The organism is Paenibacillus sp. FSL W7-1279 (genome assembly GCF_037969845.1).
Lineage (GTDB): Bacteria > Bacillota > Bacilli > Paenibacillales > Paenibacillaceae > Paenibacillus_AQ.
This window is the reverse complement of sequence record NZ_CP150215.1, coordinates 3,481,334-3,498,312: the sequence shown is the minus strand read 5'-3', so window position 1 is coordinate 3,498,312 and position 16,979 is coordinate 3,481,334. Positions and strand designations below refer to the sequence as shown.

The 16,979-nt window shown below is 48.6% G+C and carries 14 protein-coding genes; 3 read left to right on the top strand and 11 right to left on the bottom strand.

The genetic code is table 11. The features are described from left to right. Positions 1-125: 125 nt before the first annotated feature. The 7 genes from MKY82_RS15535 to MKY82_RS15505 all read right to left on the bottom strand — a co-directional run bounded on the left by MKY82_RS15535 (position 126) and on the right by MKY82_RS15505 (position 8,824). Entirely contained in the window at positions 126-1,118 is a 993-nt protein-coding gene (locus tag MKY82_RS15535; protein WP_220685339.1) for an LLM class flavin-dependent oxidoreductase, read from the bottom strand. 21 nt (positions 1,119-1,139) lie between these two features. Then, positions 1,140-1,622, bottom strand: coding sequence for an Rrf2 family transcriptional regulator (locus MKY82_RS15530; protein WP_194542569.1), 483 nt, complete (start codon positions 1,620-1,622; stop codon positions 1,140-1,142). Between the two features lie 319 nt (positions 1,623-1,941). Continuing rightward, entirely contained in the window at positions 1,942-2,814 is an 873-nt protein-coding gene (locus MKY82_RS15525) for a sugar phosphate isomerase/epimerase family protein (RefSeq protein ID WP_339296519.1), read from the bottom strand. A gap of 15 nt (positions 2,815-2,829) precedes the next feature. Beyond that, a complete protein-coding gene (locus tag MKY82_RS15520) occupies positions 2,830-4,500 on the bottom strand; it encodes an ABC transporter substrate-binding protein (protein ID WP_071220663.1) in 1,671 nt (556 codons plus the stop codon). Positions 4,501-4,530: 30 nt separating this feature from the next. Then, positions 4,531-5,427 (bottom strand): carbohydrate ABC transporter permease, encoded by an 897-nt coding sequence (locus tag MKY82_RS15515; protein WP_194542567.1) that lies wholly within the window; start codon positions 5,425-5,427, stop codon positions 4,531-4,533. A gap of 16 nt (positions 5,428-5,443) precedes the next feature. Continuing rightward, positions 5,444-6,316 carry an ABC transporter permease subunit gene (locus MKY82_RS15510; protein WP_220685343.1) on the bottom strand — a complete coding sequence of 291 codons (873 nt, stop codon included), beginning with the start codon at positions 6,314-6,316 and terminating at the stop codon, positions 5,444-5,446. A 198-nt stretch (positions 6,317-6,514) separates the two neighbouring features. After that, entirely contained in the window at positions 6,515-8,824 is a 2,310-nt protein-coding gene (locus MKY82_RS15505; protein WP_339296518.1) for a helix-turn-helix domain-containing protein, read from the bottom strand. A gap of 231 nt (positions 8,825-9,055) precedes the next feature. On the opposite strand from MKY82_RS15505, the gene MKY82_RS15500 reads away from it, so the two are divergent. From MKY82_RS15500 to MKY82_RS15490, 3 genes are all read left to right on the top strand, one after another. Further along, a complete protein-coding gene (locus tag MKY82_RS15500; protein WP_339296517.1) occupies positions 9,056-10,252 on the top strand; it encodes a cytochrome P450 in 1,197 nt (398 codons plus the stop codon). A 338-nt stretch (positions 10,253-10,590) separates the two neighbouring features. Continuing rightward, positions 10,591-11,079 (top strand): DUF2243 domain-containing protein, encoded by a 489-nt coding sequence (locus MKY82_RS15495; protein WP_339296516.1) that lies wholly within the window; start codon positions 10,591-10,593, stop codon positions 11,077-11,079. 121 nt (positions 11,080-11,200) lie between these two features. Then, positions 11,201-11,911: a cytochrome c oxidase assembly protein gene (locus MKY82_RS15490; protein ID WP_339296678.1), complete on the top strand. Its 711-nt coding sequence runs from the start codon at positions 11,201-11,203 to the stop codon at positions 11,909-11,911. Here the strand turns inward: MKY82_RS15490 and MKY82_RS15485 are convergent. The 4 genes from MKY82_RS15485 to MKY82_RS15470 all read right to left on the bottom strand — a co-directional run bounded on the left by MKY82_RS15485 (position 11,908) and on the right by MKY82_RS15470 (position 16,929). Next, complete coding sequence (locus MKY82_RS15485) at positions 11,908-12,840, bottom strand: VanW family protein (RefSeq protein WP_194542562.1); 933 nt, start codon at positions 12,838-12,840, stop codon at positions 11,908-11,910. The genes MKY82_RS15490 and MKY82_RS15485 overlap by 4 nt on opposite strands. A 180-nt stretch (positions 12,841-13,020) precedes the next feature. Further along, complete coding sequence (locus tag MKY82_RS15480; RefSeq protein ID WP_220685347.1) at positions 13,021-14,271, bottom strand: multidrug effflux MFS transporter; 1,251 nt, start codon at positions 14,269-14,271, stop codon at positions 13,021-13,023. Between the two features lie 127 nt (positions 14,272-14,398). Beyond that, complete coding sequence (locus MKY82_RS15475; protein WP_339296515.1) at positions 14,399-15,961, bottom strand: ATP-binding protein; 1,563 nt, start codon at positions 15,959-15,961, stop codon at positions 14,399-14,401. A gap of 185 nt (positions 15,962-16,146) precedes the next feature. Then, positions 16,147-16,929: a YqzG/YhdC family protein gene (locus MKY82_RS15470; protein WP_339296514.1), complete on the bottom strand. Its 783-nt coding sequence runs from the start codon at positions 16,927-16,929 to the stop codon at positions 16,147-16,149. Between the last annotated feature and the right edge of the window lie 50 nt (positions 16,930-16,979).

Here is a 16,979-nt window from a genome sequence, read left to right as displayed (position 1 = left end):
TAACTGCTGCGAATGTTGAACATAGCTAATTTTTAACTATTCTAACAGATTCGTACTCATAAGAGGCAAAGAAATTTCACCTTAAAAAAAGGACAGGCATCCGCCTATCCCTCATCTACTTTATATTACAGCAATTCGCGTGCGAGCAGTCGGTAAACCTCCAGCCGTTTCTCCTGCGAATGCGGAATGCTGCATATCATGGCTTCCTGGAATCCGTAGTTCGCTTGCTCTTCCTGTAAGCGTGCCGCAATATCCTTTACCGCTCCCACAAGATGGATCTTGCGGCCTTCCTGGATAGCCATCCGGTCGATTTCCGTTAAGGACACATTCTGAGCCTCTTCGGGCGTCAGCACCTGCGTAATCCGGCCCTTGCTCATCATCAAGCGGAAAATATCCTGCGGCAGCGCTTCATACTCGGCCTCTTCCTTCGTTTCGGCCGTCGTCACCATATAAGATACGTTAATCTCAGGCTTTTCCATGAATATGGACGGCTGGTAGTTATCGCGGTAATGATCCAATATTTCGTTGCTCATCGCTCCGTTAAAGAATTGCGCGAAGGAGTAGCCGACTCCCATCTGAGCCGCTTTTAACGCGCTATTGCCGCTGGAGCCCAGCAGCCACACTTCAGGCAGGGCAACTCCGGTTGGAGCAGCAGCGTTCTTGGCGTAGAGTTCATCTTCCGGGATCTCGTCACGAAGGAGCTGCATGGTAACGGCCAGCTTATCATACATGTTATGAAGCATCAGCTGCCGTCCTTCAGACAAAGCGTACATGGCACTCGTATCACCGCCTGGCGCTCGTCCTACACCAAAATCAATCCTTCCCGGGGTAAAAGCACTCAACGTCTTAAACACTTCCGCAAGTTTAAGAGGTGAATAATGCATCATCATCACACCGCCGGTGCCGATGCGAATCCGGTCGGTTTTGGCTGCAAGCCGGGCTGCCGTCACTTCGGGTGCCGAGCTGGCAAAGGTATTCCCGCCATGATGCTCGGCCATCCACATTCGGCTGTATCCCAATTCATCTGCCAAGACAGCCAGTTCTTCCGCTTTATTCAAGGCGCCTTCCGCTGTGTTGCCGCTTGTTACGGGTGCCTGATCTAATACGCTTAATCTCATGAGAGTTCATCCCTTCCTTGGTCAAATAACCATTTTGTTGTTGATCCATTCCTCTAAAGCCGCCACCTTGTCCTTAAAGCGCTCACCGCGCATCTCCTCCGTCAGCGAAGCGATGGTCTCTCGCTTTAATACAGCCTTCCAGGATGACTCTGCTTCTTTCATTAAATCGGATAACAGGCAGCAGCTTTCTTCCTTTTCCAAGTCCAGCATGTCTACCAGTATTCCGTGGGATGAATAGAGGGATTGCTGCCCTTCCACCGCGAGGTATACGTCGTATACACGGATATCCTCGGGTTTCTTCTTTAATCTAAAACCACCCTTGATACCGGGAACAGACGTGATGATGTCTGCTGTTACCAGCTTCCTTAACAGTTTCTGAAAATAGGTTGCCGATGTCCCCAGCTGTTGGCTGATCGCTTCCCCGGGCAGCACGGCCTTGTCCGGCAGCATATTCAGCAGAACCAGGGCGTACACCGACTGTTCCACGCCGGTTTTCATATGCATAAACAGCACCTCATTCAGGAAAATTATCTAAACTACACACTCATATAACCATTCGTGATTAAATCGGATAAACAATATCCACGTTATATATTATATCATTTCAAACGGAAAGTAAAACGGGGTTAAGGCGAGCGCTTACGCTTGTCTGGAATCGATTCGCCCTCTCCGCTATGTCGTGCAGAATGCTACTTATTTAGACGTAAAGAAACCGTTCTTTGGTAAAATGGCGGGGCTACCACACCATTTACGAGAACGGTTTCTTTTGTGCATTCAATATACTATGAAGCAACTCAATATCCAATGGATTCGGAGGAAGCTTCTACGCTTCGTCCCATAACCGCTTCAGATTGTCCAGACCCAGCCGGGTTCCTTCCCGGCATTCTTCCATACCTTCGAATTCCAGCGTAATGTCTCCGTCATAACCCTCATTCTTAATGAGACGCAGAATCCGGCGAACATCGATATCACCTTGGCCGAAGATCGAGCCTCGGAGGTAATTGCCATGGGATGTTCTGAACCATTTCCCCCCACCCGGGTCCTGATCAAACGGACGATAATAGAAGTCTTTCACATGGATGAGCGAGGCCAGCGACAGGTTGCGTTTCACGCCAACCAGCGGCTGCTCGTCAACGCATAGAAAGTTCCCGATATCCAGAGTTGTCTTGAAGTTCGGTCGGTCGACCGCCTGAAGCACACGCTGTACACGGTCGCTCGCCTGTACGCTCACGCCATGGTTCTCGATCGTAGTCGTAATACCGTACCCGGCTGCGTAATCTGCAATAAGACGACACCCTTCTACAATCATATCCAGATGGGTTTCCACATAATCAATGCCCATCTTCTCAGGCGGCAGCGTGAAAGCTGTCACGTCATGGCGCATATGCTTCATTCCCAGCCGGTTGACCGTATCCACATGTCGCTTGATTCGTTCCACCTCCGAATCAAAGTCGTCCCGGCTCTCCTGGACGAAATTAGCGGGCATGGAATAATTGGACAACGCGATGCCGACTTCTGCCGCCCGCTCACGCACTGCGTCAGTAAGCTCGGGATTGTCCTCCAGCGTAAATCCATAGGGTACGATCTCCATGTGCTGTCCTCCGTTCTCGGCGATCCATTCCACAACATCCAGCACCGTCATCTCACCTGCTCGAATAGCCGGCAGCAAGCTGTAGGTGCTCACACCAACCCTCATTCTAGGATCCCTCCTTTATTTGCTTCTTCCATCATACGCTTCCTGGTAGATTTCCAGATAGCGGGCTACATTCATGGCCTCCAATTGCTGAACGTAGCCATCCCAGTCTTTATCCAGATCGGCATCGCCAATCACGAAGCGGGCCATCATTTCATCCACGTAATCATTGATCGTTTTGGACAGATCCGCAACCTCGGACGCCTGCTCGTTGGTCAGAAATAACGGCGGCACGGTGCTGACATCGGTAGGTTTGTGAGGTTCGTATTTATTCTTCGTCTCATTGTACAAAACGACTTCCAGATCGTCGTCCCCTTTGGCAACGGCGCTCAGACGGAAATCATTCGTCCGCAAGCTCGGGCCGGTTTGAATCCAGGCGATGTTCTGCACCGTGCCGTAAGACTTTAGCTCAGACCAGACCGCAGGCTCCCCGTTGATGCCGACCTCTCCGTCCTTCGCTTCACGCCATTCCTGGTCCGGGCGGCCATACACGCTTCGCAGCGTATGCTCCCGCTCGTACAGGCCATCCGCCCATCGCAAGGCGAGCTCAGGATGCTTCGCCTTTTTCGTGATGACAAATGCACCCGGATTCATTCCGGTGGAATCCAGAGCAGCGTATCGAACTCCATTCGGTCCCTTGAGCGGCGGCACGGTCTTATATTCCAACCATCTTCCGCTTTCGCCGAGGAGTTGGGTAAATATACCCTGGTGGCCGCCTGTTGAAGCGCCAAGAAGCACGGTATCGGGATTCTCGCCGATCTGTATCAATTGATTGTCATCCTGCGTGAACGACTCCGGAGCGAGAAGCCCCTCAGCGTACAGCTTATTCATATACCGCAAGCCTTCCCTCCACTCCGGTTTGTTGAAGGCCACGTCAAGCTTGTCGTCTTTTATGAATATATGCTTATAACTCGAGCCGTAAACCGGATTATAGATGAATGAATTTAATAGGAACGCATCGATGGAGGAGCTCCAGGATTTCGGAGAAATCGACAAAGGAATTTCGTCCTGCATGCCGTTTCCGTTCGGATCTTGCTCTTTGAAAGCTTTCAGCACCTCGTACAGCTCATCCGTGGTTTCCGGCATCTTCAGATTGAGTTTTTTCAGCCAAGGCTCATAAATCCACATTTTCTGGCTCATGGAACAGTGATAACATTCATTCACTTCCGGAAGCGCATAGATGTTGCCGTCCAGCGCCGTGATCGCGGATTGGATTTCCGGATTGTCCTGGAACATTTTCTTCGTATTCGTCCCCTGCTTCTCAATCAAGTCGTTCAACGGAAGAAAGGCACCCTGCGAGCCGTATATCATCTGCTGCGCCGGCGAAATATTTAAACCCATAATGACGTCGGGATAATCCTCGCTGGCAAGAACAAGATTCAACTTCTCCTGTATGCTCTGCTCCGGAACGACCTCCCATTCGATGTGCACATTCGTTTTTTCTTCGTACCACTTGGTAAAATCATTCGTTTCGAAATTCTCGACCAGCGGATTTCCCCGCACCATCACCTTTAAAGTGGTTTTCTCTTGAACCAGCGGATAGGTCCCCGGTTCGGATAAGGCGATTGGCTCGGTACCCGCATTTGGCGCTTCATCCGAGCCCTTCGGGCTCTGTGAACCCGTACAGCCTGCAAGAAGGATGCTGAATGCGGTGAAAGCACCCATAATAACTCGCGTTCTTTTTCTCATAACGTCCCGCCCTCCTGAATAATGGATGGATTATCCCTTTAACGAACCGATCATGACTCCTTTAACAAAAAACTTCTGCAAAAACGGATATACGATCAACAGCGGAACCGAGGTCACGACGATCAGCGAATATTTCAACAGCTCCCGCAGCCCTTGCCGGGCCGCAGCGGTTTTGGCGTCGCCGAGCATTTCGATATTCACCTCGTTCTGAACCAGAATATCGCGAAGCACAAGCTGGAGCGGGTACAAATCCGCGCTCTTTAAATAGATCATGGCGTTGAAATATTGATTCCAGTGTCCAACGGCATAGAACAAAGCAATAACGGCCAAGATGGGACCCGAAAGCGGCAGTACGATGCGCCACAGGAAGCGAAAATCGGTACAGCCGTCCAGCTGGGAAGCCTCCAGCAGTTCCTGTGGGATGGTCGTCTGGAAATAAGTGCGCATGATGATGACATTCCACACCGACAGCGCCCCCGGGATCAGCATCGACCATATCGTGTCAATCATGCCGAGGTCCTTCACCAGCAGATAGGTTGGGATCAGCCCCCCATTAAACAGCATCGTGAACACGAACAACAGCATGAACACGCTGCGGCCCCGAAAATCTTTGCGTGATAACGGGTACGCCGCCATGACGGACAGAATGAGATTGATCACAGTGCCTGCCAGCGTATAGAACAGTGTGTTCATGAAGCCTTTGGCAACCATCGTATTTTTGAATACCGCACGGTAGCCTTCGAGCGTCGGTTCGACGGGCCACAGCCATACCTTTCCTGACAAAACCGCACTGCTGGAACTGAATGAGGCGCTGACTACATAAATGAGCGGGTATAACACAACGATTAGGAAAATGGATAACATCGCGTAGTTGACCACCGTAAAAACGCGATCCGAGCCGGATTCCTTCATGGCAGGTGATTGCATACGATTCCTCCCTTCCTTACCATAGACTCTCCTGCTTCAGCTTTTTGGCCGTTTGATTTACGATCAACAGCAGCACGAAACCGATGATCGCTTTAAACAATCCAATCGCCGTGGCATATGAGAAATTCATCGCTTGGGATACCAATCCCACCTTGTACACATACGTGTCAATGACTTCGGATGAACGCAAATTCAGTGCGTTCTGCATTAACAGAATTTTCTCGAAGCCGGTCTCCAGCATTTGCCCCGTATTCAGAATGAGCAAAATCATGGCGATGGGCATAATGCCCGGAAGGTCAATGTGGCGCATCCGCTGCATTTTCGTGGCCCCATCCATGACGGCTGCTTCATGAAGTGCCGGATCAATACCTGAAAGCGTTGCCAAAAAAATGATGCAGGAAAACCCGACATTCTGCCAGATATGGGACCACACATAGATCGACTGAAACCAGGACGCCTCCGCCATGAAGTGAAACGGACCGATGCCGATCCAGCCGAGCATCGTATTGATGAGTCCCGTTCTGGGATCCATAAACTGCAGCATCAAGCCCACCAGCACGACCAGAGAGATGAAATACGGCGCGTATGTAACCATCTGGACGGTATTCTTGAATCGCCGGTTCCTTACATAATTCAGTCCAAGCGCCAGCATAATGGGAAACGGAAAACTGGCGATCAGTGTATACAAGCTGATGGAGAACGTATTCTTCAGCAATCGCCAGAATTCATGCGATTGAAAGAAACGTTCGAACTGGGCAAATCCTACCCATGGACTTCCGTTGATCCCCTTCGTGACGTTGAACTCTTTAAACGCAATTTGCGCTCCGTACATCGGCACATACTTGAAAATAATGATGTACAGCAGCGGAAGTAAAAAAAGCGCATACAACTGCCAGCTGCGGATGAAACTTTTCCAGCCACTCAGCGGCTACCACTCCAATCTTCAATGGATTCGTCCCGGGTGCGGTCCGTGATTGGAGTATATACAACTGGGTGGATCTGCGTAAATCTTCATGTATCCGGTCCATTATTCAGAATTTTAGAATGGGCTGTTATTCATCAATCAGGCACTACGCATTTCTTTAGATTAAGCATGTTCTCCTTCACGTTGAAGGCGTCTATACTCGGTAGCGCTAATACCATTTACCCGTTTGAACGCACGGCTGAAGGTATTGAGTGAGAGATAGCCAACAGAAGCGGCAATCTCGCTTACCGGCCTATCGCCAGACGACAATTCCCGCTTCGCCTCATCCATTCGGAGCTGCTCCAGGTAATCCGAGAAATTCAAGCCTGTTTGCTCCTTAAAAAAGTAAGATACATAGGCTTCGGAGGTGCGCGTTTCTCTGGCAAGGGCGGTCAAACTGAGATCACTTTCCCAAAAGTGCCCCTTGATATAGGTTAGCAGTCGGTTCGTTAAATGATCATTATGACTCTTCTTCCTCTCTTCGTTCTTCCGACAGAGCCGAATGAAAGCGGTATGGAGAATATTCATGGCTTCCGCCGGGGACATCACCGGATGTAGAGCTCTGATGACGGCATCCATTTCCTCCGTTCTGCCGCTTCCATCATCTCCTGTCTGTTCACAGCATTTCATCAGGGTACCGCTAAGCTCCTGAGCAAGGAGCTTCTCCACAGCCATCGGCAATTGCCGCTCCGATCTGTTCTTCTCCATGATCTGCAATAATAGGTGCTTGGTCTCATCCAGATTGCCTGCTTTTACAAGCTGAATTAATCTCATCTCTTCATCGGCCGGATAATAATAGGTGAAGGGCGGCGTTTCCATTTCAGCATGAAATAAGATGGGCGTCTTCTCGCTCCATCCAGCGTGATGAAGCACAAACCTGGCTTCTCCGTACGAACGGTATAGCTCAGCAATGCTGGACTGGCTTTCACCTACAGCTATATACAAGCCCGTATCCGGGATTGCGCTCAAATGCTCATAAATTCCCTGGATATACGCTCGCATCCGTGTCGTGAAATCCTCATTGTCTGCCGCCGTTCCGGACAGGATCAGGACCAACTGGTTTTCACCAAAATCATGCAGCAGCACTTCCTCCCCGCATAACGATTGAATGCGGTCGCGGATGTTGATTTTTACAATATCAAGTTCCATCAGCATCTCTTCCATAAACGGCTCCTGATATCCCCGAATGTGAAGCAGGGCAACCGCATGGTGAGATCCCCGAAGTTGGACTTGTGCATGTTCCATGGCAGCGTCGATCTCCTGCATCGAGGTGAAACCTCCCTTCAGAAGCCTGTCAACTACGACGTTTCGCAGCATCGGGATCTGCTCTTCCAACCGCTCCTTCAGCGTATGATGGCTTTCGATCAGCTCGGACACGGAATGACCGATATAATCGACGGCGTTACGAGCAATAGCATGCTTGACATCCCGGCGCGATGAGGGTAGCAGCTGGAGAATCTTCAGGAATGGCCTGCTGCTTCGATACGCGAGATAGCCGGCTATGCCAAGCCCTAGGAGAAGAGCCGTGATAAAGATCGCCAATGTCAGCTGTTTGATATAATTTACCTTTTGCAGAACCACGGTTTTCGGTTGGGCAGATACATAGCTCCAGCCATTGTATTTGGACGTGGATTGCGTCACCAGCATTTCTTGACCACCTAATCGAATATGGGAGTAGCCTCCTTTTTTAGGAAGCGCTTTCAATACATCCTGTTCTTTCAAACCAATGGAGCTGATCAGGTTGCCGTTCTGATCTGCAATGTAGGCAAAACCCTCTTGTTCCGGATCGACTTTACGAAGCATGTCCTGGATCTGCATATTATTGATCAGTACAGTGACCACTCCGCTGCTCCTTTTATTCCCGAAGGATTGCATGTAGCTGACAACCGAGTAAGGTTTCCCTTCATATACAACCGAATGGCCCGGGGCATACGTTTTATAATGATACTGCCCAAACAAAGCTTGCTTCCACTCGCTTAATGGCTGGTCGTCATAGTGCAGCTGCATTCGATAATACTGGTCCACCGTATACACCTTGCGAGGTGATACGATCATGTTGCTGTTTCTGTAGGCGATGTAATAATCCACAATGAAGTGATTGAACAATTTGTAATTAAACAAACTCTTTTCCAAATCCCATAGACGATAGGGACCCGTACCGGCAAACGGTTCTTTCTCAAATTGAAAAGAGAGCACCTTCGATTCGCTCGACATCTGCCGTGCAAGGTTCTCGATTTCAGCAAATCTCTGATCCAGCGCTTCCTGGATTTGCTGCAGAGCTGCGGAGGTGGTTCTCACCGTCTCGCTTTCGATAAGCTCTGCGGTCTTCCCATAAGCAAACCATCCAACCAATAGGGAGCCCACCAAAATGACAGCATACGGTATAAAAAATCGAACCAGCAGCGCTGCCTTCTCCCCGGAAACGGATTTCACCGCTTGATTCCCCCTTTCAACTATTCAGATATGATCCAATATAACAAAGAAAACGACGGATAGTCAGTAGACCAAATGGCACTCTTTAAGAGTCAATCAGGGTTCTATTTTCTCGCAAATTGGTATGATCAAGCATTTGGATACTGTCGGCATTTCATCCGTAAATTGGTTATCTCCTCCTCCTTCCCTTATACTGGAGATGAACCTATCATTTTCGAGAGGAGCCCCTATATGACAAATGCGAACGAATCTCTGAAAAATGTATTGTTTACGAAGGAATTTACCCATAACCCTTATCCGGTATACGAGAAATTGAGGCAGAGCGATCCCATTCTGAATCTGCAATTTCCCGATGGACGTTTCGGATGGCTGATCAGCAATTACGAGCAAGCTGTTGAAGCGCTCAAGGATGGCCGATTTAGCAAAGACGTTGCTAAAGCAATGGGTCAGGAACAGACCAGCGTATTCAGCACCAACATGCTGTTCTCCGATCCACCGGATCACAAACGGCTTCGCGGTTTGGTTCAAAAGGGCTTTACGCCACAGAGAATCGCAGATATGCGAGGCCATATCCAAGAGATCGCGGACAACCTGCTGGATGCTGTCTCCTCCAGAGACACCATAAATCTCATTGACGATTATGCCTTTAAACTTCCCATTATCGTAATAAGTGAAATCCTTGGCGTGCCTACGGAGGATCAGGACAAGTTCCGGGTATGGTCCAACTCCATCATCGGCGCCTCCAACCAGGAATTGAACGAGCAAGTGGTCCAGCATATGAATGAATTTATCGCTTATTTGAAGGATTGGTTCGCGAAGGTTCGCGAACAACCGGGCGATGATTTGATCAGTCAGCTTGTGATTGCCGAGAATCAGGGTGATCGCTTATCCGAACAGGAGTTATATGGCGTCGTCACCCTGATGATCATAGCCGGTCATGAAACGACGGTGAACCTGATCGGCAATGGCGTGCTTGCGTTATTGGAGCATCCGGAGCAGCGCAAGCTTCTGCAGGAACAACCCGAACTCATTCATGGCGCAATTGAGGAAATGCTTCGCTACAACGGTCCCGTTGAATTCAGTACATCCCGCTGGGCAGCGGAGGATATGGATTTTCATGGCGTTCACATGAAAAAAGGCGACTTGGTTGTCATCGCTTTGAACTCCGCAAATCGGGATGCCTCACAATTCGAGAATCCGGATATCTTTGATATTACCCGGGAGAAAAGCCAGCATTTAGCCTTCGGCAAAGGAATTCATCTCTGCCTGGGAGCCCCGCTCGCCAGACTGGAGGGTGAAATCGCAATCAACACGCTGCTCCGCCGCTACCCCCATTTTGAGCTTCAACAGGACATCGATGAGCTTGAATGGAGACCGGGTATGATTGTTCGCGGTGTGAAGGAGATTCCGATTTCACTTCATGCCTGATGCTCAACAACATCAATGCCAATATCAAAAGGCGAATCCTGTTAGGGGTTCGCCTTTTTCATGTGTTTTTAGAAGACAACCAAAGTGTATTGAAGTTGGAACTTTTGATACAGTCATCTAACGGGCAGGAATTCATCGTTAGGATTTATCCACTAGGTTACATATTATACATTATGTAAACTATTCACCGTATTGCCGTTTATCTTTTAGTTCAATAAGGAATCCTCGTTCCAAGCCCCAGGAGTTATTGAAATGGTAAAAATGGGTAACCTTAGTTAGTAGAACCCTTTTAAAACAATACACTTCGAATTTTTATGAAATGGAAGAGGATGAACCGAATGAAGTCAACAAAATCCAAAGAACACCAATTACAGCGCAGACGTTACTCCGCACGTAATTTATGGGCCGGAATCTTATTCGGATTAGGTCTAGTCGGTTTTATCGATGAGGCTGTGTTTCATCAATTGCTGCATTGGCATCATTTCTATGATAAATCTACAAGCGATATCGGTCTTGTCTCCGATGGACTGTTTCACGCTTTCAGCTGGTTCGCCACCATCGGATCCTCGTTCATGCTTGCCGATCTTCACCGCCGAAATGCGTTCTGGCTGAAACGGTGGATTGGAGGTATCCTGCTTGGAGGCGGCGCCTTCCAGCTGTATGACGGCATCATTCAGCATAAGTGGATGCGTCTGCACCAGATTCGTTACAACGTCGATATCCGTCCCTACGATTGGGTCTGGAACCTGATTGCTGCGGGCATGATCATAGTGGGTGTGATTCTCATCGTGCGAACTCATAACCGTGCTCTTTCCAGGGAGGCCTGATCTTATGGTGAGTAACCATTCGTTTGATCATGGGGCTGGAATGTCCGGAGCCTCTGCTTCTTGGGCGTCCTGGAATTTAATCATAGGTGGCTTGATCTTTGCCTTTCTCATTCTTTTGTATATGGTTGCTGCTAGAGTCTCCAATCGAAACTACCGAACATGGCCGGTCTATCGTTATCTGTGCTGGGTTGCGGGAATGCTTTGCGTTGGTTTGCCGCTGATCGGTCCGCTGGCGCGACTCGCCCCTGCGAACTTCACGATCCACATGCTCGGACATCTGCTGCTTGGTATGCTGGGGCCGCTGTTGATTGCATTCTCCACTCCGATGACGCTGCTGCTCAGGTCTACCCCATTACTATTCGCAAGACGGATCGCTCGTTTGCTGAAGAGCAAGCCAGCTCAAATCGTTGCTCATCCAGCGGTAGCGGCCTTGTTGAATATTGGTGGACTATGGGTCCTGTACACAACCGGCCTATTCATGGATATGCATCATAGTCTTTTGCTTCATATCGTGGTGCATTTTCATGTTTTTGCAGCCGGATATATATTTACGGTATCTATGATTTACGTAGATGTGGCTCCGCACCGTCACAGCTTCCAGGCTCGTGCGATCATCCTGGTCATCGCCATTGCCGGACATGGAATACTCTCCAAATACATATATGCCCATCCGCCAGACGGCGTCCCTTCGGAACAGGCCAAGCTCGGCGGAATGCTGATGTATTACGGCGGCGACGCGATTGAGCTCATTCTAGTGTTTTGGCTGTGTATGCAATGGTATAAGTCGGCGCGCCCGCGACCTGCTGCATCCATCCTCCAAGCCTTGGATTAATCACCGTTTACCGGATTGTGCTTGGTGTCACTCGTCTCCTCCGGCAGCATGTTAGATATGCTTGGTACATTGCGCGGCTTATATTCTATGAGTTCGGAAGAGTAGATGGCAACGGTCATTCTTCCTCCATTACCGAATGCCCGGATGAGGATAGGCTGATTATAGGCGTTCTCAAAAACAAAATCCGGACCTCCCCAGCTCACCGTAGCATCGCGCCCCGGCAGCACATAAGGGACGTTCCGGCTGTGAGAGTAACGCTTTACAATCTGCAAGCCTGCACGGTCAATGGCGTTATACAATGTAGAAGAAACCTGACAGATCCCTCCTCCTACTCCCTCTGATAACTCACCTCTGACGATAACACCGGCACGTCTGTAACCTCTGTCTACTGTTCTCATGCCAACCACCTGATTAAATGAGAAGGTTTCTCCGGGGAACACGACTGCACTGTCAATCGCCTGGGCAGCTAATGCTATATTATGGGAACGGTTTTTGTTGTTGGAATTAAAATAGGTGACATAGTAACCTATCGGTTTAACCCGAATGGAGGCAAGAAGCTCGGTATCCACCTTCGGATAAATCGGATACCTCGGCGCTTCGACGGTAGCGCCCCCAGTCCCGTACCAATACGAATAATATCGTTCCAGCAGTTTGCGTCGATCCAGTCTATGACCATTCTGCCCCGGAATGATTTGGCCGCTGCTGCCAATCCGGGCATTCCTGGCTTCCAGATAGGTTTTCCGATCAAGCGCATCCACCCATTGATTGTATTTATCCATATCCAGCAGCGGGAACACATCAAGTGCATGTTCGCTTCGGCTCACGCTGGCCATGACCTTGCCTTCTTGCGTTATCATTAAATTGTTGTTTTCCGGTTCATCCCCTTGCAGGAGCATAAACAATAGACCGAAGACTGACATCCATCTCAAGCTGGTTCACCTGCTTTATCTTTGTGTTTTTCTCTACTTTCGGTTTACGTGTGATATGTCCGGTTTCGTTTACTCTCTGGTATTATGATTGCATTACAGGTATTTCATTCAGATTGTTTTATAAACCAAAGAAACCCGCACCATGTATGTGCGAGTTTCTTTATATGTTCTGTCTTTATTTTACAAGGAGACCGGCGTCTCTTTCCTATGACTAAAGGGCTTAACAAGGAACAGGAACGAGCTTACAGCCAGTAATTCTGCAATCCCGATAACCGTTCCCATAGGTGCAGCAGTCGTTCCGTCTCCCAGGCCCACCAGTGGACTTGCGGCTGCGCCTAATAGCAAAGGCAGTAATCCAAGAAGCGCGGACGCACTGCCTGATGTATGAGCTGCTTGCTTCTGCATCGCCAGTGATGTTGTCGTTGCACTGACCATGCCGACGGCAGAAACAATCAGGAATAACATCGGGGCAATCAGCAGCAGTCCGCCGCCAAGCCAGGTGATCGCGAACAGCGAAGTCCCGCCAAAGGCCGCAATGATGAGACCCGTTGTCAACAATTTGGACTCCCCTGTGCGAGAGGCCAATCTACCCGTGATTTGAGAGAACAGCACAATGCCAACCCCATTAACGGCAAAGAACAGGCTGTACATTTGAGGGGATACGCCGAAGATATCCTGCAGCACGAATGGTGACCCTGAGATATACGCAAACATCGCAGCGGATACGAACGCTTGAGAGAGCGCATAACCGACAAATACGCGGTCCCGAATCAGCGTACCGAAGGTACGGAAGGTTTGTTTGATCCCTCCATTGGCCCTTTTCTCCCGATTGAGCGTTTCCGGAAGACCAAACCATACCGCGAACAGCATCAGCAGTCCAATCAGGAACAGGACGACAAAAACCCCCCGCCAAGAGACAAAATTAAGGATAAACGCACCGAATACTGGAGCGATAATGGGTGCCAAACCATTGATCAGCATCAGCAATGTAAAAAACTTGGTCAGCTCTGAACCGGTGTATAAATCCCGGACGACAGCCCTGGATATGACAATACCGGCTGCTCCACTTGCTCCCTGTACAAACCGAAGAGCAACCAGAACCCATATACTTGGGGCAAACGCACACAGCAAAGAGGTAATCGAATAAATAATCAAGGATATGATGAGTGGTGTTCTTCTCCCCCGAATATCGCTGAGTGGGCCTGCTACAAGCTGTCCTAGTGCAAGACCAAGTAGAAATGCCGTCAGGCTTAATTGGGCCAACGATGCTGGCGATCCCAAACTCTCGGAGAGTTTAGGCAGTGCAGGTAAATACATATCAACGGAAAGTGGCCCGAAAGCCGAAAGAGATCCGAGAATCAAGGCAAACTGAAGCCTCTTCCTGCGAGATAGAACCATGGTTGAACCGGCTTCTTTCGTGGACATCGACATACGATCTGTTACTTCCTTTCTTGCAACACATTGATGCATGAGTATAAATTTTTGCAAAACCATGTTGGATTTGCTAAACAACTATCCTATCATAGGATATATTTCGGTCAATTGCCATCCAAATTTTCTAAGCCAGTGGAATCCGCAAGGTAAACGTCGTGCCGATCCCTAGCTCGCTGTGAACCGTTATTCTGCCGCCATGGTCCTCTACAATTTTTTGACACAGGGACAGCCCAAGGCCGGTCCCTTCTTCTTTGGTTGTATAGAACGGATCAAAAATCTTGACCAGATTTTCATCGGGAATGCCTTTTCCGGTATCCTCAACTTCCACAACAGCCATTCGTTCTTCCGCCCTGAGCGAGAGTCGGACAGTACCGGTGTGCTCCATCGCTTGAAAAGAATTACGGATCAGGTTGATAAGCACCTGAATGATCTTATCACGGTCCATGACAATCTGAATCGGCTCATCACTTAAGTCCAGCCTAAACAAATGACCGCGTGAAGCTGCTTCGGATTCACACAAGGAATAGACCCGGGTCAAACAATCCGTTAGGGATTCAACCCTCATATTGCTGCCATGCGGCTTGGAAAAGTGCAAAAATTCTGCCGTCAGCTCCCCTACCCGCGTGATTTCCCCCATAATGACCTCATACCACGGCTGAATGTTATAACCTTGATTTTTGGAGAGTTGGATGAAGCCTTTAATAGAGGTAAGCGGATTCCGAATTTCATGGGCCATTCCGGCAGCCAATTCCCCAACCATCTTCATCTTTTCCGTTCGGATCATTTCCTCCTGGCCTCGCATCCAGGAATTTCGCCGCATTTGAAATATCCGGTCTTCTGCCGTGCTGATCATCTCTTGATAAGTTAAAGCTTCGTGCGGGTAACAAGTGATGCTATAGGTCACCTGTACGCCGATACTTTCAAAATTGAACAGGCTGCTGTCGATGTTGACATGCTCGGGGAGCAGCACAGCAAAGCGATCCCCTGCATATCGGGAGGCTGCCAGCATATCACTCAGGAACAGCATGCGCAGCGCACGAGAGAAGTTGATCAGAATCTCATTGGCTGTGGAGATGTCCTTCGCATTTAACGATTTAAAATTGTTGATGTCCAGCAGCACCAACTGGAAAGGCTTGTTCAACTCAACGAGATGCTGGACTTTATGCAAATATCCATCATAATTCAGTAGCCCCGTCAAGGGATCGTGATAGGTCAAATAATCGTTTTGCTTATATAACTTCTTCTTCTCCGATTCGAGAAAGTTTACAAAGTGAAAAGAAACCACGATGACAAAGGAAGACAAACAATCAAATACAGCGACCAGTATGTTGTACTTTGTAATCGGCACATAAGTCAGACGAATAATGGAATATTGAAGGATCATAAGAAGGCACAGCGGCAACGATTCTATGAAACGCTCTTTTTTATGAATGAGGTTGATGATGAGTATGTAATACAACAAGATACACCAATTCAAATGACTGACAAAATGAAACGCCCCGAGAAAGAGAAATTGAATATTTCGAAGCCATTTGAACTTTCGATCAAAAATAACGGATGCATACAGTAACGATGCCGTGAGCAGCATCATAGGGATTGACGTTTGATATCCAAGATAAACCGATGACACCATAATAAAAACCGATATCAATGGAACAAATAGGAGCTTAAGTACTATAAAAGACAAAGCGAATCACTCCTAAACCACTATTACTGGCGCAAAATGTAGAAATCACGGAGGCAAGTTTCACCAAATATGGTACACCATATGTATGCGTCTGAACAGCAGGAAAACACGACTTTCAAAAAAAGCAACCGTGAATCTCTTTCAGGAAATCGTGTTTATTCCTGCTAACAAGCTCGTTTTTCCGGCTAGATTTCCTCGAACCGAATCGATATGAACTGATGGGTTGTCGGATGAAACGCAACGGTTACATATACGCCAAATTCACGAGCCCCCTCCTTAAGCCAAAGTTTAAACTTCTCCTCCGCCAGTTCACTAGAGATCTTGGTTCTTCCCATATAGAGGTAGTCGACTACATCCATATTGTATTTACGCTTTGCTTCCGTGACGGCAAGAGTTCCCCACGTGGCGTAAGCAGGGTCTTTGCTGTTCATCGCTTGGGTCAAGGACTCTGCAATTTCTGTCAATTCCTGCTGCCTGATTTCTGAAGAAGCGCCATTTGCAGCAGTTAAAAGGTATTGCCAGTTCCCCTTTTCAAATACGAACAGTTGCAACGTATTGGTCGGCCCCTTGTAAAACTTTGCGGTTGTATGATCTGTCAGCTCCGATTCCTGAAAAGATAGATGTTTCAATTGCTGTTTATTCTCCAGCGGATATAATTCGATTTTGTAGTCATTATCAGGTTTATGTCGGTTAAGATAATGGATCTCCAAGTGCTCGTCCAATCCGCTCTCCATGTCATAACAGAGGCCATACTGATGCGTGAAAGCGACGGGCGGCAACTTCGGCGGTAAGTTGACCGCTGTACCGAAATGTTTCTCACACGCCCTCACTGCCTCCTCCACAAGCTCACCACCGGATTCAAAGATGACCTGCTGATTATAAGAATCCTGAAGTTTGTTAATCCCTTGATCATGATCAGGACTAATCCCAAGCAATAAAGCACCGGCCATTAAGATACTGCCCAACATAGTAAACCTCCTCTTTACACTTCTAGATACAATCTGGCTTCGTCTCTCAA

Bases quoted from the DNA above. Each gene is read 5' to 3' on its own strand.
- MKY82_RS15515 (WP_194542567.1), bottom strand. From the start codon at position 5,427: ATGCAATCACCTGCCATGAAGGAATCCGGCTCGGATCGCGTTTTTACG.
- MKY82_RS15470 (WP_339296514.1), bottom strand. From the start codon at position 16,929: ATGTTGGGCAGTATCTTAATGGCCGGTGCTTTATTGCTTGGGATTAGT.
- MKY82_RS15525 (WP_339296519.1), bottom strand. From the start codon at position 2,814: ATGAGGGTTGGTGTGAGCACCTACAGCTTGCTGCCGGCTATTCGAGCA.
- MKY82_RS15490 (WP_339296678.1), top strand. From the start codon at position 11,201: ATGGTTGCTGCTAGAGTCTCCAATCGAAACTACCGAACATGGCCGGTC.
- MKY82_RS15520 (WP_071220663.1), bottom strand. From the start codon at position 4,500: ATGAGAAAAAGAACGCGAGTTATTATGGGTGCTTTCACCGCATTCAGC.
- MKY82_RS15495 (WP_339296516.1), top strand. From the start codon at position 10,591: ATGAAGTCAACAAAATCCAAAGAACACCAATTACAGCGCAGACGTTAC.
- MKY82_RS15480 (WP_220685347.1), bottom strand. From the start codon at position 14,271: ATGTCGATGTCCACGAAAGAAGCCGGTTCAACCATGGTTCTATCTCGC.
- MKY82_RS15530 (WP_194542569.1), bottom strand. From the start codon at position 1,622: ATGCATATGAAAACCGGCGTGGAACAGTCGGTGTACGCCCTGGTTCTG.
- MKY82_RS15500 (WP_339296517.1), top strand. From the start codon at position 9,056: ATGACAAATGCGAACGAATCTCTGAAAAATGTATTGTTTACGAAGGAA.
- MKY82_RS15535 (WP_220685339.1), bottom strand. From the start codon at position 1,118: ATGAGATTAAGCGTATTAGATCAGGCACCCGTAACAAGCGGCAACACA.